The 20,233-nt window shown below is 68.5% G+C and carries 22 protein-coding genes and 1 tRNA gene; 14 read left to right on the top strand and 9 right to left on the bottom strand.

Translation table 11 applies throughout. From position 1 onward, the window contains the following. Position 1 precedes the first annotated feature (1 nt). From PKA16_RS02270 to PKA16_RS02295, 6 genes are all read left to right on the top strand, one after another. Positions 2-367 (top strand): hypothetical protein, encoded by a 366-nt coding sequence (locus PKA16_RS02270; protein WP_324399975.1) that lies wholly within the window; start codon positions 2-4, stop codon positions 365-367. Further along, on the top strand, positions 364-2,556 hold the full coding sequence (locus tag PKA16_RS02275) for an AAA family ATPase (protein WP_324399977.1): 2,193 nt from the start codon (positions 364-366) through the stop codon (positions 2,554-2,556). Before PKA16_RS02270 ends, PKA16_RS02275 begins: the two co-directional genes overlap by 4 nt. 105 nt (positions 2,557-2,661) lie before the next feature. Beyond that, positions 2,662-3,165: a single-stranded DNA-binding protein gene (locus PKA16_RS02280; protein WP_324399979.1), complete on the top strand. Its 504-nt coding sequence runs from the start codon at positions 2,662-2,664 to the stop codon at positions 3,163-3,165. 31 nt (positions 3,166-3,196) lie between these two features. Continuing rightward, complete coding sequence (locus tag PKA16_RS02285) at positions 3,197-3,724, top strand: hypothetical protein (protein WP_324399981.1); 528 nt, start codon at positions 3,197-3,199, stop codon at positions 3,722-3,724. 57 nt (positions 3,725-3,781) lie between these two features. Continuing rightward, entirely contained in the window at positions 3,782-4,048 is a 267-nt protein-coding gene (locus PKA16_RS02290) for a hypothetical protein (protein WP_324399983.1), read from the top strand. A 73-nt stretch (positions 4,049-4,121) separates the two neighbouring features. Next, positions 4,122-4,703: a hypothetical protein gene (locus PKA16_RS02295; protein WP_324399985.1), complete on the top strand. Its 582-nt coding sequence runs from the start codon at positions 4,122-4,124 to the stop codon at positions 4,701-4,703. Between the two features lie 72 nt (positions 4,704-4,775). Here the strand turns inward: PKA16_RS02295 and PKA16_RS02300 are convergent, their stop codons facing one another. From PKA16_RS02300 to PKA16_RS02310, 3 genes are all read right to left on the bottom strand, one after another. Next, a complete protein-coding gene (locus PKA16_RS02300; RefSeq protein ID WP_324399987.1) occupies positions 4,776-5,057 on the bottom strand; it encodes a hypothetical protein in 282 nt (93 codons plus the stop codon). Between the two features lie 757 nt (positions 5,058-5,814). Continuing rightward, positions 5,815-5,890 (bottom strand) — tRNA-His (locus tag PKA16_RS02305). A gap of 166 nt (positions 5,891-6,056) precedes the next feature. Next, positions 6,057-6,749 carry a Bax inhibitor-1 family protein gene (locus tag PKA16_RS02310; protein WP_324399989.1) on the bottom strand — a complete coding sequence of 231 codons (693 nt, stop codon included), beginning with the start codon at positions 6,747-6,749 and terminating at the stop codon, positions 6,057-6,059. Positions 6,750-6,961: 212 nt separating this feature from the next. On the opposite strand from PKA16_RS02310, the gene PKA16_RS02315 reads away from it, so the two are divergent. Next, positions 6,962-7,369, top strand: coding sequence for a heme-binding protein (locus tag PKA16_RS02315; protein ID WP_324399991.1), 408 nt, complete (start codon positions 6,962-6,964; stop codon positions 7,367-7,369). Positions 7,370-7,423: 54 nt separating this feature from the next. Here the strand turns inward: PKA16_RS02315 and PKA16_RS02320 are convergent, their stop codons facing one another. Continuing rightward, on the bottom strand, positions 7,424-8,236 hold the full coding sequence (locus PKA16_RS02320; protein ID WP_324399993.1) for a pyruvate, water dikinase regulatory protein: 813 nt from the start codon (positions 8,234-8,236) through the stop codon (positions 7,424-7,426). Positions 8,237-8,436: 200 nt separating this feature from the next. Between PKA16_RS02320 and ppsA the strand changes: the two genes are divergently transcribed. Further along, the gene (ppsA, locus tag PKA16_RS02325; RefSeq protein WP_324399995.1) at positions 8,437-10,866 is read left to right on the top strand and encodes a phosphoenolpyruvate synthase; all 2,430 of its coding nucleotides are present in this window, start codon (positions 8,437-8,439) and stop codon (positions 10,864-10,866) included. Between the two features lie 46 nt (positions 10,867-10,912). On the opposite strand, the gene PKA16_RS02330 is transcribed toward ppsA, so the two are convergent. Beyond that, entirely contained in the window at positions 10,913-11,482 is a 570-nt protein-coding gene (locus tag PKA16_RS02330; protein WP_324399997.1) for a DNA-3-methyladenine glycosylase, read from the bottom strand. Between the two features lie 161 nt (positions 11,483-11,643). On the opposite strand from PKA16_RS02330, the gene PKA16_RS02335 reads away from it, so the two are divergent. After that, on the top strand, positions 11,644-12,630 hold the full coding sequence (locus PKA16_RS02335; protein ID WP_324399999.1) for an MDR family oxidoreductase: 987 nt from the start codon (positions 11,644-11,646) through the stop codon (positions 12,628-12,630). Between the two features lie 23 nt (positions 12,631-12,653). Here PKA16_RS02335 and PKA16_RS02340 read toward each other — a convergent pair whose 3' ends face one another. Beyond that, positions 12,654-13,577 carry a YicC/YloC family endoribonuclease gene (locus tag PKA16_RS02340; protein WP_324400001.1) on the bottom strand — a complete coding sequence of 308 codons (924 nt, stop codon included), beginning with the start codon at positions 13,575-13,577 and terminating at the stop codon, positions 12,654-12,656. 98 nt (positions 13,578-13,675) lie between these two features. Between PKA16_RS02340 and PKA16_RS02345 the strand changes: the two genes are divergently transcribed. From PKA16_RS02345 to hemW, 5 genes are read left to right on the top strand one after another with little or no spacing between them, the layout of a single operon-like run. After that, complete coding sequence (locus tag PKA16_RS02345) at positions 13,676-14,683, top strand: serine/threonine-protein kinase (RefSeq protein ID WP_324400003.1); 1,008 nt, start codon at positions 13,676-13,678, stop codon at positions 14,681-14,683. A gap of 10 nt (positions 14,684-14,693) precedes the next feature. Further along, a complete protein-coding gene (locus PKA16_RS02350; RefSeq protein ID WP_324400005.1) occupies positions 14,694-15,593 on the top strand; it encodes a PP2C family serine/threonine-protein phosphatase in 900 nt (299 codons plus the stop codon). 54 nt (positions 15,594-15,647) lie between these two features. After that, positions 15,648-16,394 (top strand): ribonuclease PH, encoded by a 747-nt coding sequence (gene rph, locus PKA16_RS02355; RefSeq protein ID WP_324400006.1) that lies wholly within the window; start codon positions 15,648-15,650, stop codon positions 16,392-16,394. A 46-nt stretch (positions 16,395-16,440) separates the two neighbouring features. Continuing rightward, positions 16,441-17,040: an RdgB/HAM1 family non-canonical purine NTP pyrophosphatase gene (rdgB, locus tag PKA16_RS02360; RefSeq protein WP_324400008.1), complete on the top strand. Its 600-nt coding sequence runs from the start codon at positions 16,441-16,443 to the stop codon at positions 17,038-17,040. Positions 17,041-17,066: 26 nt separating this feature from the next. Next, complete coding sequence (hemW, locus tag PKA16_RS02365) at positions 17,067-18,245, top strand: radical SAM family heme chaperone HemW (protein ID WP_324400065.1); 1,179 nt, start codon at positions 17,067-17,069, stop codon at positions 18,243-18,245. A 52-nt stretch (positions 18,246-18,297) separates the two neighbouring features. Here hemW and PKA16_RS02370 read toward each other — a convergent pair whose 3' ends face one another. The 3 genes from PKA16_RS02370 to PKA16_RS02380 form a co-directional block, all read right to left on the bottom strand. After that, a complete protein-coding gene (locus PKA16_RS02370) occupies positions 18,298-18,900 on the bottom strand; it encodes a TIGR00730 family Rossman fold protein (RefSeq protein WP_324400010.1) in 603 nt (200 codons plus the stop codon). Between the two features lie 88 nt (positions 18,901-18,988). Continuing rightward, entirely contained in the window at positions 18,989-19,399 is a 411-nt protein-coding gene (locus PKA16_RS02375) for a diacylglycerol kinase (RefSeq protein WP_324400012.1), read from the bottom strand. 58 nt (positions 19,400-19,457) lie between these two features. Continuing rightward, positions 19,458-20,000 (bottom strand): RDD family protein, encoded by a 543-nt coding sequence (locus tag PKA16_RS02380; protein ID WP_324400014.1) that lies wholly within the window; start codon positions 19,998-20,000, stop codon positions 19,458-19,460. Positions 20,001-20,233: the final 233 nt, after the last annotated feature.

The following is a 20,233-nucleotide window of genomic DNA, read 5'->3' on the forward strand; positions in this document are numbered from 1 at the left end:
CATGGCCCCGGCAAACAAAAACGCCCCGGAGCTGCAACCCCGAGGCGTCAAACAAACAACCACCAAGCGCCATCATTTTAATAGCACGGGCGACCGGTTTCAAGGCACCGACAACCCGCGCCACCTGCGCGCCATCGCCGCCCTCCTGCGGCGCCCCATCAGCCGGCAGGAACTCGATAGCCGCTCGGGTGCTGCCAATGGCCCCGACCTGGTGGCCGAGCTGCGCGCCCGCGGCCTGGAGGTGCCTTGCCAGCGGATCAGGTTCATCGACCGTGACGGCCGCGTGTGCCGCCCAGGCGTCTACTCGTTCACTGCCGTCGACCGGCGCAAGGTGTATCAGTGGCAGGCCCGTAAGGGTGCCGCATGATGACCCCGGACATCGAGCGCGCCCGCGCCGCGCTGGCTGCAATTCCTGCCGACCTGCCGCGCGATGAATGGGTGCAGGCTGGCATGGCTGCACAAGCCGCCGGCCTTGACTTCGACGCCTTCAACGACTGGAGCGCCCAGGCTGGCAACTACAACGCCCGGGACGCACGCGACACCTGGCGCAGTTTCAAACCCGGCAAGGGCATCGGCGCTGGCACCTTGTTTCGCATGGCTGCCGAACACGGACACCACGCCGCCGACAAGCCCCAGCAGAAAAGCCCCAGCAAGGCCCCTTCCCGGCCCGTGGCGGCGATTCGCCGGTCGGCCGCTGGGCAAGGCGCTGCTGAAGTTTGGGCGCGCTGTGAACCCGTTTCCGACCAGCACCCCTACGCCCATGCAAAGCGCCTGTCTGGTGAACCACTGGCCGGGCTGAGGCAAACGCCCCATGGCGACAGCCTGCGCATTGCCGGGCAGTCTGTGGCGGGTTGGTTGGTGGTGCCAGCGCATGGCGCCGATGGTGAGCTGCAGAGCTTGCAGTTCATTCCGCCACCCGGGGTTGGCAAGAAGCTGAACCTGCCCGGCGCCAGTATGGCCGGCGCCCGGTTCACCGTGGGCACGCCCGAACTGGGACAGCCAGTCTACTTGGCCGAGGGCATCGGGGCCGCATGGGCCTGCTGGCAAGCGACTGGCTGCGCTGCAGTGTGCTGCTTCGGCTGGGGCAACGTCGCCCGTGTGGCCGCTGACCTGCGCCAGCGTGACGCATCGGCCAGCCTTGTGCTGATACCCGACACCGGCAAGGAGGCCGACGCCGACGAAATCGCACGCGAGCATGATTGCCTTGTCGCCAAGCTGCCCGATGGCCGGCCGGACAACTTCGACGCGAACGACTACGCCCAGACCGAAGATGGCGACGCGCTGGCCCAGTTGCTGGAACAAGCCAGCGAACCGCCAAGCCCGCTGGAATCGCACCCGCTGGCGCAATTCGTGGAGCCGACCGCCGAGCCTGTCCCACCGCGCTGGCTGCTGCCGGGCTTCATTGCCGAAGGCCTGGCCGTGGTTGCTGGTGGGCATGGATTCGGCAAGACAACTGCCCTGCTGCCGCTGGCCCTGGCCGCCGCAGGCATCCATGAGCCGGGCTATCCGCTGGCTCCGAAGCACTGGCGCCATGTGGTCTACGTGACCGAGGATGTGCCCCAGGCGCAGCGCATCATTGCTGGCCTGACGAGCTGGCTGGGCGTGGCGCGCGAGCTGGTGGCCGAGCGCCTGCACCTGGTGGAGGCGCGCCGCCTGCCGCCCCAGGAAGTGGCCCAGGTGGGCGCGCTGTATCGTCGGCGCTTCACGCGCACCGCGCAAGGTGTGGAGCTGCCGCCGCTGGTGGTCCTGGACACTCAGGCTGCCGTGCTGGCCGTCGAGTCCGAAAACGACAACGCCGAGCTGTCCGCCGCCATTGCGGCATTGAAGCAGCAATTTGCCGGCCTGCCTGTGTGGTTGGTGGCGCACGTGGCCAAGGCAGCCATGAACCGCAGCGATGCCTTGAGCGCGAGGGGCGCGAGCGCAATCGAGGGCGACGCCCATCAGGTCCTGTTCCTGGTCAAGGAAGGCACCGACCACGACGCCACCCGCTGGCTGGTGCGCGGCAAAACACGCTTTGAAGCCCGCTGGCCCGAGCTGCAGGTGCACAGCTACATCGAGACTGTGCAGGCCCTGGACGCCTGGGGCGAGCCGGAGGAACTGGCGCTGCGCTGGGCGATTGCACGGCCGCCGGAAGGCACACGCCGGGAACTGGCCGACAAGGCGCGGCAGGAGGCCCGCCAGCGCGAGGAATCGGAGCTGCGGATGGCTGTTCGTGACGCCGTCCAGATGGCCTGGCAGGAGGGACACCCGCTAAGCCGCCGCGGCCTGCGTGGCAAGGTGCGCGGCAAGACCGCCGAAGTGGCGGGCTGCATCGAGGCTCTGCTGTCAGAGTCGTGGCTGGTGGAAATCCACGTTCCCGCGAAGGAGCGCGCCAATCCAGCCCGCTCGAATTTCCTGGTGAACCTGACCACCGATGAGCGCGACGCATTGCGCCGTGGTGAGCCCCTGCCAACGGAAAAAACCGCCGTTCCCGAGAGCTGGAAAAAGCCAATTCCGCTGGTTCCCGAGCCGGAGGCCGAAAACGAACCAGAAAGCGAGAAAGAGGCCACTGAATGACACCCCGCGCCGCTGGTTCCCGTTCCGCTGGTTCCCCTAAGGAAAAACCAGCGGGAACCAGCGGGAATGGGCTTGGTTGCCCCATTCCCCGCTGTGGTGGTTCCCATGACTTCTGGAACCACCGGGAACCACCGGGAACCACCGGGAACCACCGGGCCAATTCTGACGGGTATTTGCTGGCGGCCCACGACAGCCAGCACGACGAGGACAGCAAGCATGATTGACGCATTGATCCAAGGTCGCCTGCACGGCGCACCCCAGCAGCGCACGGGTTCATCCGGCAAACCTTTCACCACCGCCAAGGTCCGGGCACCGGCCGGCAACGGTGACAGCTTCTTTGTCAACGTCATCGTTTTCAGCACGACAGCGCAGACGGCATTGCTGGCACTGGGCGACGGCGACAGCGTGGCGTTGTCCGGCGAGATGACGCCAAAGGTCTGGCAGCCCAAGGACGGTGGCGAGCCACGCCCAGCCCTGGACCTGCTGGCGCACGCCGTGCTGACCCCCTATCACGTCAAGCGCCGGCGCGACGCCGTGGCGCCAGCGAAAGCCGAGCGCGCCACGGATGAAAGCTGGCACGCAGGCGCGCCGGAGTCGCTGGATTTCTGAGGCCCGCCTCTATTCTTGAAGGAGAAAACCCATGACCACTGCCCTGAAGTACGTCCATCAGCAACTGGCATCCACCGGCTTCGTCATCATCGACATCGAGGCCGCCATCACCCTGCGCCCTGACCTGTTCAACACCGGCATGGAAGCAGGTTTTCTGCTGGGAGAAGCCAAAGCGCGCAACCAATTCGCAGACGGGAACCTCAAGGTCAGCACGTACTGCGCTGAGTTGGAGGAACTCGGCCGCACCGTCACCGTGTTGGCGCGCTCCCGGCAGCGGCTGGAAGAACGCATCACCGAGCTGACGGGCTACACCGTGCTGGGGCTGCAGGCCGAGCGCCCGGATGACACTCGACCGAGCCAGGCCGAAGTCGCTGCGCAAGCACAACTCGAACGCGAACGGCACCGACAGGCGAAAGAGGCCGGGGAATTGGCCAAGCTGCGCGCCACGGCAGCGAAGGAACCGCCGGCACACGACTGTCCGCTGCGAAGGGAAATCCTGCGAGCACGTCAGGAAGTCAGCCGACGTGAGGAATCTGAACTGCGCCGGCCATCGCCATGATTGCCGTCAGCGTGCAGGCATTGGAGAATGTGTTTCCTTCTTCGAGGCTGATTGAATATGACCCCGACAGACGATTCTTCCGACGCGCCGATACCGGGCAGCAACTATCGCGAGAGCAATTGGCTCGCATGGTTGGACAATCCATCCGAACGCGACGTGGCTTGGCTGGCAGCCCGCCAGGAAAAGGTGAGGCAGGCTGGCGAACGGTTGCGCGCGCGGCTGTCTTCCGTGCCCTTCTACGCGAAGCGGGCAGCGGAGTGCAAGGAGACCGAGGGCTCGGAAGCTCCGTATTGGGAGGGCCTGGTGACGGGAACCTACAACTAGGCGTCCCGCTGATCCGGGCCATCATCCCGGCGAACTTGCCAAGTGATTTGGGGAAGCCCCTCCCGGCAGGGGGATGATGATGGGCAGCGGACGCAAGTACGGGAAGCGCTGCACCGACAACATGCGCAGCGTGGACGTGCGGAACCTGCGACGTGATGGGCTGCTCAAGCCGGGCTCGGTTTTCGAGCTGAGTTGGACGTGGCGCGGCAAGGCGGAGGCAGCCATCGCCGTGGCTGTGACTGCGGACCGAGTGCGGTTCGTCTATTGCAACAGTGAGCGTGGCGGCCCCTGGGAGGATGTGGATTGCACCGCCATGCTGGACCACACACCCATGCACTTCGGTGGCGTCCAGACTTGGTGGCGCTGCCCCTGCTGTCATCGGCGCGCGGCGCTGCTCTACGTGGGCCGCACGATGGCCTGCCGCCACTGCTGGAATTTGGCCTATCGGAGCGAGCGTGAGACGGAGGAAGACCGCGCATTGCGCCGAGCAGGTCGGATCCGCCGTCGCCTGGGCTGGGAGCCTGGCATTGCCAACGGGCGGGGTACCAAGCCCAAGGGGATGCATTGGCGAACGTTCTGGAAGCTGTGCGCCGAACACGACGCCTACGCGAATCAGGCGCTGGGGATGTTGCAGGCGTGGCTGCGGCGCAGGTAGACCCTGGACCTGATGCCCGCCCCGGTGCCGGCAGACAGGCCAAAGGTCAGGCCTGAACCCTGGCGTCATCAGTCAAAACCCGCTGCTGGCCCACAGTTGCGCCTGGCGAGGCGTCAGCACGTTGTCGGCTGTGATCCATTGCAGCCGGCTGCCGGTGCGCACGCCGACCTGCACCGTCCCCAGCACCAGGCGAACAGCCACAAGCGGGCCGGCCTTGCTGGGCCAGGGATGCAACGCCCAGCGTGTCGGGGCGACGGTTGCGGCCACGCGTTCCTGTCTGGAAGGTTCAAGCGCTGGCTGAACAGGAAGCGGATCATCACGCCAGCAATAGGCGCGCGGAGTGCGGACATACATGAAAGCTCCAGTCACAGCACCACACCCGCACGGGACCATCCCATGGGGCGGCAGGTGCTCAACTGGAATGGGTGCTAGTGCTCGGCTTTCATGGCAGCACGAATGGTAGCGCGATGGACGAACAAATTGAATCGCGGCGCATGTGAATCAGTGACGCGTGAAAGTGGCTTCAGGCCTATGTCGGCTGCAGTCGGTTTCCCGTTGTTTCTTTCCGGAACATCGGGGCCACGCCTGAGTGAATCTGCCTTGGTTGCGACCTCGCCGCGCGCCTGAGCCGCGTCGTATTCATCAGCCAGCCGCATCTTGGCCCGCGCTTGTACGTGGAGGAGGTTCGCACAGGCCGCGCTGAATTGGCGGCTGTGTCGGTGAGGAAATATCCCGCCACGATGAATGCCGAGAAAATTATCTCGACCCTGCATCCCAACGCCCGAAGCGATGGCAAGGACGCTCTCATTGTAATTGCCCCGACCTGGAGCCCGGCATCAGCCAGAGCTTCGCCGAGCGCCAGCCTGGCGACTACACGACCGCCGATGAGGCAATGAATGCAGCGCTCGCGCTACTCAAGGACCACCCCGAGGCCATCGGCGCCACGGCCCTGCGCAAATCCTGACCCATCCGCGCTGGTGGCGGCATCACCGCCCCGGCGCACAGTTCACGCTCGGCCTGAATTTGGCGAAAGTGCCTACGATGTGCCTACAGCACCCCGGAAAAGAAGAAGAACGCTATGCAAATGCTAGCGGGCTTTCATCATTGGGTGTGGGGTGGCTGATGGGACTCGAACCCACGACAACCGGAATCACAATCCGGGACTCTACCAACTGAGCTACAGCCACCGTAGCAAACCCTGAATTATAACGGCCAAGCGGCACGTCGAGCGCGCTGCGCTGCTTGTGGCGAGGTGCCCGGTCGCGCTGCCGGCGCCCTGCCGGTCGGGACAAAAAAGCCCCCGACCGGGGGCTGGTTTCGGCCGGCGTCGCATGAGACGCCTGCCGGCGCGTCTCAGTCGTTGCTGCCGCCCATGCCCAGCAGCACCAGCAGGCCCTGGAACACGTTGAACAGGTCCAGGTAGAGCGCCAGCGTGGCGCTGATGTAGTTGGTCTCGCCGCCGTCGATGATGCGCTTGAGGTCGTACAGCATGTAGAGGCTGAACACCCCAACGAGCAGCGTGCTGATGACCATCATGCCCGCGCTGGAACCGACGAAGACGTTGACGATGGCGCCGACGAACACCACCAGGGCACCCACGAACAGCCATTTGCCCAGGCCCGAGAGGTCGCGCTTGATGACGCTGGCCAGGCTGGCCATCACGAAGAACACGCCGGCGGTGCCGCCCATGGCGGTCATCACCAGTTCGCTGCCGTTCTTGAAGCCCAGCACGATGGCGATCAGGCGCGACAGCATCAGGCCCATGAAGAAGGTGAAGGCAAGCAGGGCCACCACGCCCATGGCCGAGTTCTTGGTCTTCTCGATCACGAACATCAGGCCGAAGGCGCCCACCAGGAACACCATCAGGCCGACGCCTGGCGTCAGCGTGGTGGTGATGCCCGTGGCCACCCCCAGCCAGGCGCCCAGCACGGTGGGCAGCAGGCTCAGGGCGAGCAGCCAGTAGGTGTTGCGCAGCACCTTGTTGCGCTCGGCCTGCGCCAGGGCGCCGCCTGCCGCGTAGCCGAATGGGGTCATGCGTTGATTCATGGGGGTGATTCTCCTTGCGTGATCACGGTCCGGACTGGCGTGCTTCGCCCGCCTTTGTCGCCAATTGTATGTAGAGTCCTGTTGCAACAGAAAATTCCCTTGCGCGGTCCGCGCCGCTTGGCGGCCGGAGGGGGCACCTTGCCATGCGTGCGCTATCCTTGCGCCGTGGGCACGGGCCGGATGGGCTGGCCTGCCTGAGCGGAAAGGCACGGATGAAGACCCAGTTTGTACTCGAAGCGGCCGATGTCAAGGCCATCGCTGAGGCGGCCGAGGCCGAGGCTCGGCGCAACCAGTGGGCGGTCTCGATCGCCGTGGTCGATGCCGGCGGGCACCTGCTGCACCTGCACCGCCTCGATGGCGCAGCGCCGATGACGGCGCGCATCGCGCCCGCCAAGGCGCACAGTTCGGCCATGGGGCGGCGCGAGAGCAAGGGTTTCGAGGATGTGATCAACGGCGGGCGCACGGCCTTCCTCTCGGTGCCCGGACTGGACGCGCTGATGGAGGGCGGGGTTCCGATCATCAAGGACGGCCAGTGCATCGGGGCCGTCGGCGTGAGCGGGGTGAAGTCCTCCGAGGACGCCCAGATCGCCCGTGCCGGCATCGCGGCGCTGGGCCTGTGATTCCGCGCCGGTTGTGACGCGCGGCGTGGCGCCGCACCGGGCGTTCCGGCCGGATCAGCGCTCCGGGCGCACCGCCTGCAGGATGGTGGTGGCGATCTCCTCGATCGACTTGGTGGTGGTCGACAGCCAGCGGATGCCGGCGCGGCGCATCATGGCCTCGGCCTCGGATACTTCCATGCGGCAGTTGTCCAGCGCGGCGTAGCGCGAGTTGGGACGCCGCTCGGCGCGGATTTCGGCGAGCCGCTCGGGCGCGATGGTGAGGCCGAAGATCTTCTTGCGGTAGGGGATCAGCGCCGGGGGCAGCTGGCGGCGCTCGAAGTCCTCCGGGATCAGCGGATAGTTGGCCGCCTTCAGGCCGAATTGCATCGCCAGGTACAGGCTGGTGGGCGTCTTGCCGCTGCGGCTGACTCCCACCAGGATGACATCTGCACCCTCCAGGTCGCGGTTGCTCTGGCCGTCGTCGTGCGCCAGACTGAAGTTGATGGCCTCGATGCGGTCGTGGTAGGCCTGGTCGCGGCTGATGTCCGAGAAGCGCCCGACGCGGTGCATGCTCTTGAGGCCGAGTTCGGTCTCCAGCGGCTGCACGAAGGTGCCGAACATGTCCAGCAGCAGGCCCTTGCAACCCGCACGCAGCACCTGCAACACCTCGGGATCGACCAGGGTGCTGAATACCACGGGGCGCTGGCCTTCGAGTTCGAACGTGTGGTTGATCTGGCGCACCACCTGGTGCGCCTTGTCGGGCGTGTCGGTGAACGGCAGGCGCACCAGGCGCGGCTTGATCTCGAACTGCGCCAGGATGGCGGTGCCGAAGGTCTCGGCGGTGATGCCGGTGCCGTCTGAGACGTAGAAAACGGTGCGGTGGCTCATGGCGTGCGTGTTCCTGCGGCGGGGCCCCCCTTGGGCACCCGCTTCCCTACAATGGCGGGCATTATGCGAATTTGCACGCCGCAGACCGAATGGAGGCCGCCGGCGCAGCTGGCCGCCGCCTCGCTCTGCCGCCCCGCGCGCGCTGGCCGGCCCAGGGCCCCGCGCGCCGCACGCCGCTTTTCAAACTCCGGAGCCTTCCCATGTCTGCACGTTTCGAGGCGACCGCACTGGTCGTACCGTTTGAGAACCTGAGGATGACCGATGTCGAGGCGGTCGGCGGCAAGAACGCCAGCCTCGGCGAGATGATTTCGCAGCTGCCCGAGGGCGTGCGCGTGCCCACGGGCTTCGCCACCACGGCGCATGCCTTCCGCCAGTTCCTCGCGCACCAGGGGCTGGCCGAGCGCATCAGCGCGCGCCTGGCGGCGCTGGACGCGGACGATGTGCGGGCCCTGGCCGAGGCCGGCGCCGAGATCCGCGGCTGGGTCGAGGCGCAGCCCTTCCCGGCCGAGCTGGAGCAGGCCGTGCGCGAGGCCTTCGCGGCGCTGTCGGGCGACAACGCCGCGGCCAGCTTCGCCGTGCGCTCCTCGGCCACGGCCGAGGACCTGCCGGACGCCTCGTTTGCCGGCCAGCAGGAAACCTTCCTGAACGTGGTCGGCATCGAGGCCGTGCTGCACAAGATGAAGGAGGTGTTCGCCAGCCTCTACAACGACCGCGCCATCAGCTACCGCGTGCACAAGGGCTTCGCGCACGACGTGGTGGCGCTGTCGGCCGGCGTGCAGCGCATGGTGCGCTCCGACCTGGGTGCCTCGGGGGTGATGTTCACCATCGACACCGAAAGCGGCTTCGACCAGGTGGTGTTCATCACCAGCAGCTACGGACTGGGCGAGACGGTGGTGCAAGGCGCCGTGAACCCGGACGAGTTCTACGTGCACAAGCCGATGCTGCAGGCCGGCAAGCGCGCGCTGATCCGGCGCAACCTGGGCAGCAAGCTGGTGCAGATGGTGTTTGCCACGCCCGAGGAAAAGGCCGCCAGCGGCCAGCTGGTCAAGACGGTGGACGTGCCGGCCGAGCTGCGCAACCGCTACTCGCTCAGCGAGGCCGAGGTCGAGCAGCTCGCCCGCTATGCGCTGGTGATCGAGCAGCACTACGGCCGTCCGATGGACATCGAATGGGGGCGGGACGGCCAGGACGGCCAGCTCTACATCCTGCAGGCGCGGCCCGAGACGGTGAAGAGCCAGGCTTTCGGCAAGACCGAGCAGCGCTACAGGCTCAAGAGCAGCGGCGCGGTGCTGGCCGAGGGCCGCGCGATCGGGCAGAAGGTCGGCACCGGACGCGTGCGGCTGGTGCATGACCTCGGCCAGATGGCCCAGGTCCAGCCTGGCGACGTGCTGGTGACCGACATGACGGACCCGAACTGGGAGCCGGTGATGAAGAAGGCCAGCGCCATCGTCACCAACCGCGGCGGGCGCACCTGTCATGCAGCCATCATCGCGCGCGAGCTCGGCATCCCGGCGGTGGTCGGGTGCGGCGACGCCACCGAGGCGCTCAAGGACGGCACCCTGGTGACGGTGAGCTGCGCCGAGGGCGATACCGGCCGCATCTACGACGGCCTGCTGGAAACCGAGGTGACCGAGGTGCAGCGCGGCGAGATGCCGCAGATCGGCACGAAGATCATGATGAACGTGGGCAACCCGCAGCTTGCCTTCGACTTCGCGCAACTGCCCAACGAGGGCGTGGGGCTGGCGCGTCTGGAGTTCATCATCAACAACAACATCGGTGTGCATCCCAAGGCCATCCTCGACTACCCGCAGGTCGACGCCGACCTGAAGAAGGCGGTGGAGAGCGTGGCGCGCGGCCACGCCAGTCCGCGCGCCTTCTACGTCGACAAGGTGGCCGAAGGCGTGGCGACGATCGCGGCCGCCTTCTGGCCCAAGCCGGTGATCGTGCGGCTGTCGGACTTCAAGAGCAACGAGTACCGCAAGCTGATCGGCGGCAGCCGCTACGAGCCGGAGGAGGAAAACCCGATGCTCGGCTTTCGCGGCGCGGCGCGTTACGTCAGCGACGAGTTCCGCGAAGCCTTCGCCATGGAGTGCGAGGCGATCAAGCGCGTGCGCGACGAGATGGGGCTGACCAACGTGCAGGTCATGGTGCCCTTCGTGCGCACGCTGGCGCAGGCCGAGCGCGTGGTGGCCCTGCTGGCCGAACAGGGCCTGGGACGCGGCGACAACGGCCTCAAGGTGGTGATGATGTGCGAGCTGCCGAGCAACGCCATCCTGGCCGAGGAGTTCCTGCAGCATTTCGACGGTTTCTCCATCGGCTCCAACGACCTGACCCAGCTCACCCTGGGGCTGGACCGCGACAGCGGCATGGAACTGCTGGCGCACGACTTCGATGAGCGCGATCCGGCCGTCAAGGCCTTGCTGCAACGCGCCATCGCCGCCTGCCTGGCGGCCGGCAAGTACGTCGGCATCTGCGGCCAGGGACCGAGCGACCACCCCGACTTCGCGCGCTGGCTGGCGGACGAGGGCATCGCCTCGATCTCGCTCAACCCGGACAGCGTGATCGGCACCTGGACCCTGCTCGCGCAGGCGGCCGAGGAGCGCGCGGCCGCGCGGCGCATCGCGGCATGAGGGACCCCATCCGGCCGTGGTCGGGCGTGCATGCCGGCGGCGTCGATCAGAACTTGCGGCTCAGGTAGCGCGAGCCGGCACAGCCGAAGCGCCACGGCAGTTCGGTGGCGCGCCGGATGCCCACGCGCGGCCCGCACACCACGTCCATCGGATGGCGCGGGTCCGGCGCCAGCACGCGAAACGGCGGCTGGTCCAGCGGCAGGCCGTACAGGTCCCGGGTGATGCCCAGTGCCTGGCCGACGCGGCCCGGCCCGGCGCACAGCAGGCGCTCGTCGTCGAGCCCGCGCCGCTCGCGCATGATGCCCAGCCCGCGCGTCGGTTGCAGGGCACGGATCAGCACGCCGCTGCCGTGCCCTTCGGGACCGCAGACGAAGTTCAGGCACCAGTGCAAGCCGTAGTTGAAGTAGACGTAGGCGTGTCCGGGGGGACCGAACATGGCGCGGTTGCGCGGCGTGCGCCCGGGGTGGCAGTGCGAGGCCGGGTCGCTTTCGTCGTAGGCCTCGACCTCGACGATCAGGCCGCCGACGCCGTCGACCAGCAGGGTGGCGCCGATCAGGGAGCGCGCGACGCTGGGCGCGTCGCCGGTGAAATCCTTGGGTTTGAGCGGGCGTGGCATGGATGGGCGAGTCGGGCTCGGGCGCGGGCGACTAAGATTGTCGATCAACCCGGATTTCCCGTCCGGGCCTGGGGCGGTCGCCGGCGTGCGGCAGACGCCCCCGGCCACGGGCACGCCGTGCAGGGGGTCCGGGCTCAATCCCCGATGCAAGGAGTCCCACCGTGTTCAAAGCCCTGTTGCTGACCAAGACCGACACGCCGCAACCGCAGGCCGCCATCACCGAGCTCGACGAGGCCCGGCTGCCCGAGGGCGACGTGCTGGTGCGGGTCAGCCATTCGACGCTCAACTACAAGGACGCGCTGGCCATCACCGGCAAGGCGCCGGTGGTGCGCACGTGGCCGATGGTGCCGGGCATCGATTTCGCCGGCAGCGTGCTCGAGTCCAGCGACCTGCGCTACAAGAAGGGCGATGCCGTGCTGCTCAACGGCTGGGGCGTGGGCGAGACGCACTGGGGTGGCCTGGCGCAGAAGGCCCGCGTCAGGGCCGACTGGCTGGTGCCGCTGCCGACCGGCATGACGGCCGAGCAGGCGATGGCGATCGGCACCGCCGGCTACACCGCCATGCTGTGCGTGATGCGCCTGCAGGAGCAAGGGGTGACGCCCGAAGGCGGCCCGGTGCTGGTGACCGGCGCCAACGGCGGCGTCGGTTCGATCGCGATCGCCATCCTCGCGCGCCTGGGCTTCACCGTCCACGCTTCGACCGGGCGGCTGAACGAGGCCGAGCACCTGAAGGCCCTGGGGGCGAGCGAGCTGGTCGATCGCGCCACGCTGAATGCACCGGGCAAGCCGCTGCAGAAGGAGCGCTGGGCGGCGGCGGTGGACAGCGTGGGCAGCCACACGCTGGCCAACGTCTGCGCCAGCGTCCGCTACGGCGGCGTGGTGGCGGCCTGCGGCCTGGCGCAGGGCATGGATTTCCCGGCCACGGTGGCGCCCTTCATCCTGCGTGGCGTGACGCTGGCGGGCGTCGACAGCGTGATGGCACCGTACGCCCGGCGCGTCGAGGCCTGGCGGCGCCTGGCGGCCGAACTGCCGGCCGCGTTGCTGGCAGGCAACACCACCACGATCGGGCTGGCCGAGGCGACCGAGGTGGCGCCGCGCCTGCTGGCCGGCCAGGTGCGTGGCCGCGTCGTGGTCGACGTGAACCGCTGAGCAGGCGCGCGGGGCCTGCAGCCCTATTCGATATTCTGCACCTGCTCGCGCATCTGCTCGATCAGCACCTTCATGTCGACGCCGATGCGCGAGAGTTCGAGCGCGGCCGACTTCGAGCCCAGGGTGTTGGCCTCCCGGTGCAGCTCCTGGATCAGGAAGTCGAGCCGCTTGCCGATCTCGCCGCCCTGGGTCAGCACGCGCTCGATTTCGTCCAGGTGCGCGGCCAGGCGCCCGAGTTCTTCCGCCACGTCGATGCGGATGGCAAAGGCCGTGGCCTCGGCAAGCGCGCGTTCCTCGGTCGCCGCGGCCGGAGCCGGGGCTTCGGCGGCGGCCAGGGCCTCGTTCCAGCGGTCGACGAAGCGCTGCTTCTGCGCCTGCACGACCTGCGGCACCAGCGGCTCGGCCTGCGCGGTCAGCGCGCGCAGCCCGGTGATCCGCTCGAGCAGCAAGGCGCGCAGGCGCTCGCCTTCGCGGGCGCGCGCCGCCAACAGGTCCTCGAGCACGGTTTGCGCCAGCGCCAGCAACTCGCGCGCGACCTCGCTGTCGTCGGCGCGCGGAGCGGTGGCCGCGGCCAGCCGCAGCACCTCGGCCACCGGAAGTCCGGGCGCGTCGGGCAGCCATGCGTGCACCTTGTCCTGCAGGCCCGCCAGACGTTGCAGCAGGGCGGCCGGGGGGTCGCCCAGCGCACCGGCATCGCGCCCTTCGAGGGTCACGCGCAATTCCACCTTGCCGCGCCTGAGGCGTTGATCGAGCAGGCTGCGCAGCGCCGGCTCCTGCGCGCGCAGCTCGTCCGGCAGGCGAAACGAGAGATCCAGGAAGCGATTGTTGACCGAACGCAACTCCAGCGCCAGGCCGGCGCGCGCAGTCTTCCACGCCATGCGCTCCGGGCCGTTGTCCGAGGCGGCTTTCCGGCCGCTGGCGTAGCCGGTCATACTGTAAACTGACATTACAAATTCCTCGGTGCCTGGCCTGACCGGGCGTTGCCAGGCCGCGTCTGCCAATTTTGGGGCGCGGCTGGGCAGGAGTTCGACAAGCGTTGCAAATTATGTCAAAAGTGAAGCCGGCGCCCTTGCCACCCGACACGGTGATCGGTGGTTATCGCGTGCTGCGCAAGCTCGCAGGAGGCGGTTTTGGCATGGTTTACCTGGCGCAGGACGCCAGCGGCCAGCAGGTGGCGATCAAGGAGTACCTGCCCGCCGCCCTGACCACGCGCGCGCCGGGCGAACTGGTGCCCCAGGTGGCGCCGGAGAAGCTGTCGCTGTACCGGCTCGGACTGAAGAGCTTCTTCGAGGAGGGGCGCTCGCTGGCGCAGATCTCGCACGCCTCGGTGGTCAGCGTGCTGAATTTCTTCCGCCAGAACGAGACCGTCTACATGGTGATGAACCACCTGGAGGGCGCCACCCTGCAGGACTTCATCGTCACGGCGCGCGAGCGCAAGAAGGACAAGGTATTTCGCGAATCGACCATCCGATCGCTGTTCGACGAGATCCTGCGCGGCCTGCGCGTGGTGCACCAGCACAAGATGCTGCACCTGGACCTCAAGCCCGCCAACATCTTCATCACCGACGACAACCGGGCGGTGATGCTGGATTTCGGCGCCGCACGCGAAGTCCTGAACAAGGAAGGCAACTTCACCCGACCGATGTACACGCCCGGTTTTGCGGCGCCCGAGATGTATCGGCGCGACGCCACCATGGGCCCCTGGACCGACATCTACGCGATTGGCGCCTGCATCTATTCGTGCATGCAGGGCTATCCGCCCAACGATGCGCCGCAGCGCCTCGACAAGGACCGCCTGTCGCTGTCGCTCACGCGCATGCGCGGCGTCTATTCCGACAGCCTGATCGAGATGGTCGAGTGGTGCATGGCGCTTGATCCCCTGTCGCGACCGCAGTCGGTGTTCGCGCTGCAGAAGGAGTTGTCGCGTGAAGGGGAGCGCCGCTACACCCGGCTGTCGGTGGCCGAACGCATGCGCCTGGGCCTGGACAACATGCTGACCGACACCAAGAAGAACCTCAAGCGCGCAACGCGCATCGGCACGCGCCTGCGCTGAGGCAGCCCGGATGCAATTTTCCATCTACCAGCTCAGCCGCATCGGCGGTCGCGAGAAGAACGAAGACCGCATGGGCTACAGCTACACGCGCGAGGCGGGGTTGTTCGTGCTGGCCGACGGCATGGGCGGGCATCCGGACGGCGAGGTGGCGGCGCAGACGGCGCTGCAGGCGTTTTCCGCGCTGTTCCAGCGCCAGGCGCGTCCACGCCTGCCGGACGCCGGTGGTTTCCTGTCGGCCGCGGTGATGGCGGCGCACCATGAGATCATCCGCTACGCCAGCAGCCGCGCCCTGCTGGACACGCCGCGCACCACCGTGGTGGCCGGCCTGGTGCAGGCCGGCATCCTGCACTGGGTGCACTGCGGTGATTCGCGCCTGTACCTGGTGCGCGATGGCCAGCTGCTCACGCGCACGCGCGACCACTCCTACAGCGAGGCCCAGGGCCAAGGCAACGGAGCAGGCCCCGTCAATCGCAACGTGCTGTTCACCTGCCTGGGCTCGGTGGCGCGGCCGATGTTCGACCTGGGCGGGCCGGTGCCGTTGCGCCCCGGGGACAGGATGCTATTGTGCTCGGACGGGCTCTGGGACAGCGTGGACGATGCCATCATTGTCGATGCGCTGGCAACGCGGCCGGTCGACGAAGCCGTGCCGGCCCTGGTCGACGAGGCGCTGGGCAATGCCGGCGCGCGTTCCGACAACGTCACGGCGCTCGCGATGGAATGGGAGACACCCGAGCCGGCGCGCGCCGACAGCGGGTTCACGCAGACCGCGCTGCTCGACGACGAAGGGTTTTCCTCTACCATCCAGGGCGATGACGTTGACACTTGGCACGAGGAACTGGACGACCAGGCGATCGAGCGCTCGATTGCCGAGATCAACGAAGCGATTTCACGCAGTGCCGCACGGCGCTGATGGCCGTGCCCGCTGCCATGGCGTGCCAGGCTGTGGCCCGGTTTTCAACTCCCCATGACTCCAGCTCCTGAATCATCCCCGCGTGGACGCGCCGACGGGCGTGCCGCCGACGCACTGCGTCCGGTGCGCATCACGCGCCGTTACTCCGCCTATGCCGAAGGCTCGGCGCTGATCGAATTCGGACAGACGCGCGTGCTGTGCACGGCTTCGGTCGAGGACAAGGTGCCGCCGCACCGCCGCGGCTCGGGCGCGGGCTGGGTGACGGCCGAATACGGCATGCTGCCGCGCGCCACGCACACGCGCGGTGACCGCGAGGCGGCGCGTGGCAAGCAGAGCGGGCGCACGCAGGAGATCCAGCGCCTGATCGGACGCAGCCTGCGCGCCGTGTTCGACCTCGAAAAGCTGGGCGAGCGCACGCTGCAACTCGACTGCGACGTGATCCAGGCCGACGGCGGTACGCGCACGGCCAGCATCACTGGGGCCTTCGTCGCCGCTCACGACGCCGTCGGCTGGCTGCTGGCGCAGCGCAAGATCGAGCAGTCGCCGATCCTGCAGCCGGTGGCCGCGGTGTCGGTCGGCATCGTCGGCGGCGTGCCCATGCTCGACCTCGATTACGGCGAGGACTCCGCCTGCGACACCGACATGAACGTGGTGATGACGGGCAGCGGCGGCTTCGTCGAAGTCCAGGGCACGGCCGAGGGCGCCGCCTTCACGCGAGCCGAAATGGATCGCCTGCTCGACCTCGCCAGCCAGGGGATCGGCACGCTGGTGGCCCTGCAGCGCCAGGCACTGGCGGCCTGATGGTGGCTGTCCGGCGGCCCATCCTGCTGGGTCTGGGCATGGCCCGATGAAAATCGTCCTGGCTTCGCACAACCCGGGCAAGCTGGCCGAGTTGCAGGCCCTGTTCGCCGACCTGCCGGTGACGCTGGTGCCCCAGTCCGAGCTCGGCATCGACGCGGCCGACGAGCCCTTTCGCACCTTCGTCGAGAACGCGCTCGCCAAGGCGCGCCACGCCGCCGCCGCTTCCGGCCTGCCGGCCCTGGCCGACGACGCCGGCCTGTGCGTCGACGCCTTCGGCGGCCAGCCGGGCGTGGACACGGCGTTCTATGCCACGCGCTTCGGCTACCCCAAGGGCGACGACCACAACGTGCGCGCCCTGCTCGAGCAGATGGAAGGCATCGACCAGCGCCGGGCCGCGCTGGTCAGCACATTGGTCGCGGTGCGCACGCCCGATGACCCCGAGCCGCTGATCGCGGTCGGGCGCGTGGTGGGCGAGATCACGCGCGCGCCGCGTGGCGAGCACGGCTTCGGCTTCGATCCGGTGATGTTCATCCCGGCTTTCGGCAAGACCTTTGCCGAACTGCCGCCCGAGGTGAAGAACGCGCACAGCCACCGCGGCCGCGCCGCCGCCGCCATGGCGGCGCTGATCCGCGAGCGCTGGCTGTGAATCCTGACGCCGACGTCGTGGCGTTGATGGGCGCGGGGCCGCTCAGCCTGCCGGCGCCGCCGCCGCTGGCGCTCTACGTGCACATCCCGTGGTGCCTGAAGAAGTGCCCCTACTGCGATTTCAATTCGCACGCGCTGCGCGCCGACGTCGATGCGGCCGCGCAGGAGCGGCGCTACACCGACGCCCTGCTGGCCGACCTGGAGACCAGCCTGCCACTGGTCTGGGGGCGGCCCGTGGTGAGCGTGTTCATCGGCGGCGGGACGCCCAGCCTGTTCGCTCCCGAGACGATCGAGCGCCTGCTGGCCGGCATCCGGGCCCGGCTGCCGCTGGAGCCCGGCTGCGAGATCACGCTGGAGGCGAATCCGGGCACCTTCGAGCGCACGCGCTTTGCCGCCTTCCGCGCCGCCGGCGTGACGCGCCTGTCGGTGGGCGTGCAGAGCTTCGACGACGCTCGGCTCAAGGCCCTGGGTCGCGTGCACGACGGCGCGCAGGCGCGCGCGGCACTGGAAGAGGCGGCGCGCAGCTTCGAGACCTTCAACCTGGACCTGATGTATGCGCTGCCCGGCCAGACCGTGCCGGCGCTGGAGCAGGACCTGCGCACGGCGCTCGGCTTCGCGCCGCCGCACCTGTCGATCTACCAGCTCACGATCGAGCCGAACACCGTGTTCGCGCGGCATCCGCCGCGGCTGCCGAGCGATGACACGGCCTGGGCCATGCTGGACCGCATCACCGAACTGGCGGGCGCGGCCGGACTCGAGCGCTACGAGGTCTCGGCCTACGCGCGCGCCGGCCAGCGCTGCCGCCACAACCTGAACTACTGGCGGTTCGGCGACTACCTCGGCATCGGTGCCGGCGCGCACGGCAAGCTCAGCTTCGCGCACCGCGTGCTGCGCCAGGCGCGGCACCGCCAGCCGGCAAGCTACATGGAGCGCGCCTTGGCCGGCAACGCCGTGGCCGAGGCGCACGAGGTGGCGGCCGCCGAGCTGCCGTTCGAGTTCATGCTGAATGCGCTGCGCCTGCGCGAGGGCTTCAGCCTGCAGGATTTCAGCGCCCGCACCGGTCTGCCTCGCGAATGCGTGGCGCAACCGCTGGCGCGCGCCGAGCAGCGCGGCTGGATCGTGCGCAGCGGCGACTGGGTGCAGCCGACGGTGCGAGGCTTCGACTTCCTCAGCGACGTGCAGGAGCTGTTCCTGCCCGAGCACTGACCCGAATCCGGCAGTCGGACGCCACCGCTGCGCCTGCCGCACGGGCGCTGCGTCAGATCTCGTCGAGCCGCATCGGGGTCGGGAACCCGGCGGCGTGCACCAGCGCTTCCAGCAGGCGATGCGGATGGTTGTGTGTGGTCACCATACGCAGCTGCGCTTCTTCCATGAAGCCGGCATCGACGCTGTGGCGCAGGAATTCGATCATCGCGTCGTAGTAGCCTGCCTGGTTGAGCAGGCCGACCGGCTTCTCGTGATAGCCGAGCTGGCGCCAGGTCCAGGCCTCGAAGAATTCCTCGAAGGTGCCGATGCCGCCCGGCAGGGCCAGGAAGGCATCGGCGTGCTCGGCCATCAGGCGCTTGCGCTCGTGCATGGTTTGCACCACCAGCAACTCGGTGCAGCCCCGGTGCGCGTGTTCGCGCTCGACCAGCGCCTGCGGGATGACGCCGATCACGCGGCCGCCCGCCGCCAGCGCGGCGTCCGCCACCTGGCCCATCAGGCCGCTGCGTCCACCGCCATACACCAGCTGGCCCCCGCGCTCGCCGATCCAGCGTCCGACCTGGGCTGCCACCTGCCCGAACGCGGGCTCGGCGCCGGCGCGCGAGCCGCAGTAGACGCAAATCGAGAAATTGGGGGGACGGGGGTGCTGGTTCGTCATCTTGTCGTGCAATCGGGAGACCGCCGCCGGGGCAGTCGCACGCCCTGCCGGTCGCGCAGGCGCGAGCATAGCGCTTGCGCCTGTCGGGTCAGTGCAGGAAGCGCTGCCACAGTGCCGCCAGCCAGATGCCACCGGCCAGCAGCAGGGCCAGCAGGACGGCAGCCGAACCGAGGTCCTTGGCGCGCTTGGACAGCGGGTGCCACTCGGGCCCGATGCGGTCGATGGCCGCCTCGATGCCGCTGTTGAGCAACTCGGCCACCAGCACCCAGGCCACCGATCCGGCCAGCAGTGCCGTCTCGACCCAGGTACTGCCGAGCCAGAATGCCAGCGGCACCAGGACGGCGGCTGCCATCACTTCCTGGCGAAACGCCGCTTCGCTCCAGGCGGCGCGCAGGCCTGCCAGCGAGTGCTGCAGGGCCGGGCCCAGGCGTGCCAGGTTCGCGCGCTGGCTGCCGGGCACCGGGGCGGACGGGTCGTTGCGGGGGTCGCCGTCGCTCATCGCGGTGCCCTCCGCGTCCGGCACCCGGGAGTCGCCTCCGGCAGGTCGGGACGCACGCTCACGCGGACTCCTCCTGCGGGCGCGGCCGCACGTCGATCAGGCGCGTGCCGGCCCAGGCGTCGTGCCAGAACTGACGATCCGGCCGCAGGCGGCTGAGCAAGGCCCAGGCCAGCACCCAGCCGAGCAGCAGCAGGGCCACCACCGCGCCCCCCGCCTGCATTGACGCGAGCAGGGCCAGGGGCGGCAGGAACCAGAGCCAGGCAAGCAGGTAGCGCAGCAGGGCGCGCGGCTGGGTGAGCGGCTGGCCGGCGCGGTCGACCACGCGGATGTGCCAAGTCTTCATGGCCAGCGTCTGTCCCTTGTGCCAGAACCAGACGAAATAGACGCCGCAGACCAGGAACACGAAGAACTGCAGGCCCAGGCGGTTGCTCAGCGCGTGGCGCGTCTGCGTCAGCGTGCCGAACAGGTAGCCGGCGATGAACACCACACCGAACATCAGCAGGCCCTCGTAGAGCCAGCAGGCCATGCGGCGCCGCAGCGACGGGGCGGCGCTGGCGGGCGCGGGCAGGGCGGTTTGAGGGCGGGATGGCGACGGCTTCATGGGACAGGAACGGAGCGTGATGCGGATTCGCGCTTGAATGACGGTTGATGCATGAGCGCGCCTCAATGGCGCCGCTTCGTCATGCGTCGCCCTGGCGCGCCCGGGCGTCATGGGCCACCTCGTGCAACGCGAAACAGCATCAGTTTCTCATGATGCACTGCATCACCCGCGGTGCATGAAGCAGGGCCCCTTCGATGGCCGCTGCGCGGGCCAGTCGGTGCGCCCGTGGCCGG

Origin of the sequence: Ottowia sp. (assembly GCF_035325765.1) — a bacterium.
Lineage (GTDB): Bacteria > Pseudomonadota > Gammaproteobacteria > Burkholderiales > Burkholderiaceae_C > Ottowia.

Bases quoted from the DNA above. Each gene is read 5' to 3' on its own strand.
- PKA16_RS02275 (WP_324399977.1), top strand. From the start codon at position 364: ATGATGACCCCGGACATCGAGCGCGCCCGCGCCGCGCTGGCTGCAATT.
- rph (WP_324400006.1), top strand. From the start codon at position 15,648: ATGACTCCAGCTCCTGAATCATCCCCGCGTGGACGCGCCGACGGGCGT.
- PKA16_RS02285 (WP_324399981.1), top strand. From the start codon at position 3,197: ATGACCACTGCCCTGAAGTACGTCCATCAGCAACTGGCATCCACCGGC.
- PKA16_RS02375 (WP_324400012.1), bottom strand. From the start codon at position 19,399: ATGAGCGACGGCGACCCCCGCAACGACCCGTCCGCCCCGGTGCCCGGC.
- PKA16_RS02350 (WP_324400005.1), top strand. From the start codon at position 14,694: ATGCAATTTTCCATCTACCAGCTCAGCCGCATCGGCGGTCGCGAGAAG.
- PKA16_RS02320 (WP_324399993.1), bottom strand. From the start codon at position 8,236: ATGAGCCACCGCACCGTTTTCTACGTCTCAGACGGCACCGGCATCACC.
- PKA16_RS02280 (WP_324399979.1), top strand. From the start codon at position 2,662: ATGACTTCTGGAACCACCGGGAACCACCGGGAACCACCGGGAACCACC.
- PKA16_RS02345 (WP_324400003.1), top strand. From the start codon at position 13,676: ATGTCAAAAGTGAAGCCGGCGCCCTTGCCACCCGACACGGTGATCGGT.
- hemW (WP_324400065.1), top strand. From the start codon at position 17,067: ATGGGCGCGGGGCCGCTCAGCCTGCCGGCGCCGCCGCCGCTGGCGCTC.
- PKA16_RS02380 (WP_324400014.1), bottom strand. From the start codon at position 20,000: ATGAAGCCGTCGCCATCCCGCCCTCAAACCGCCCTGCCCGCGCCCGCC.
- PKA16_RS02295 (WP_324399985.1), top strand. From the start codon at position 4,122: ATGATGATGGGCAGCGGACGCAAGTACGGGAAGCGCTGCACCGACAAC.
- rdgB (WP_324400008.1), top strand. From the start codon at position 16,441: ATGAAAATCGTCCTGGCTTCGCACAACCCGGGCAAGCTGGCCGAGTTG.
- PKA16_RS02340 (WP_324400001.1), bottom strand. From the start codon at position 13,577: ATGTCAGTTTACAGTATGACCGGCTACGCCAGCGGCCGGAAAGCCGCC.
- PKA16_RS02370 (WP_324400010.1), bottom strand. From the start codon at position 18,900: ATGACGAACCAGCACCCCCGTCCCCCCAATTTCTCGATTTGCGTCTAC.
- PKA16_RS02310 (WP_324399989.1), bottom strand. From the start codon at position 6,749: ATGAATCAACGCATGACCCCATTCGGCTACGCGGCAGGCGGCGCCCTG.
- PKA16_RS02270 (WP_324399975.1), top strand. From the start codon at position 2: ATGGCCCCGGCAAACAAAAACGCCCCGGAGCTGCAACCCCGAGGCGTC.
- PKA16_RS02290 (WP_324399983.1), top strand. From the start codon at position 3,782: ATGACCCCGACAGACGATTCTTCCGACGCGCCGATACCGGGCAGCAAC.
- PKA16_RS02330 (WP_324399997.1), bottom strand. From the start codon at position 11,482: ATGCCACGCCCGCTCAAACCCAAGGATTTCACCGGCGACGCGCCCAGC.
- PKA16_RS02315 (WP_324399991.1), top strand. From the start codon at position 6,962: ATGAAGACCCAGTTTGTACTCGAAGCGGCCGATGTCAAGGCCATCGCT.
- ppsA (WP_324399995.1), top strand. From the start codon at position 8,437: ATGTCTGCACGTTTCGAGGCGACCGCACTGGTCGTACCGTTTGAGAAC.
- PKA16_RS02300 (WP_324399987.1), bottom strand. From the start codon at position 5,057: ATGTATGTCCGCACTCCGCGCGCCTATTGCTGGCGTGATGATCCGCTT.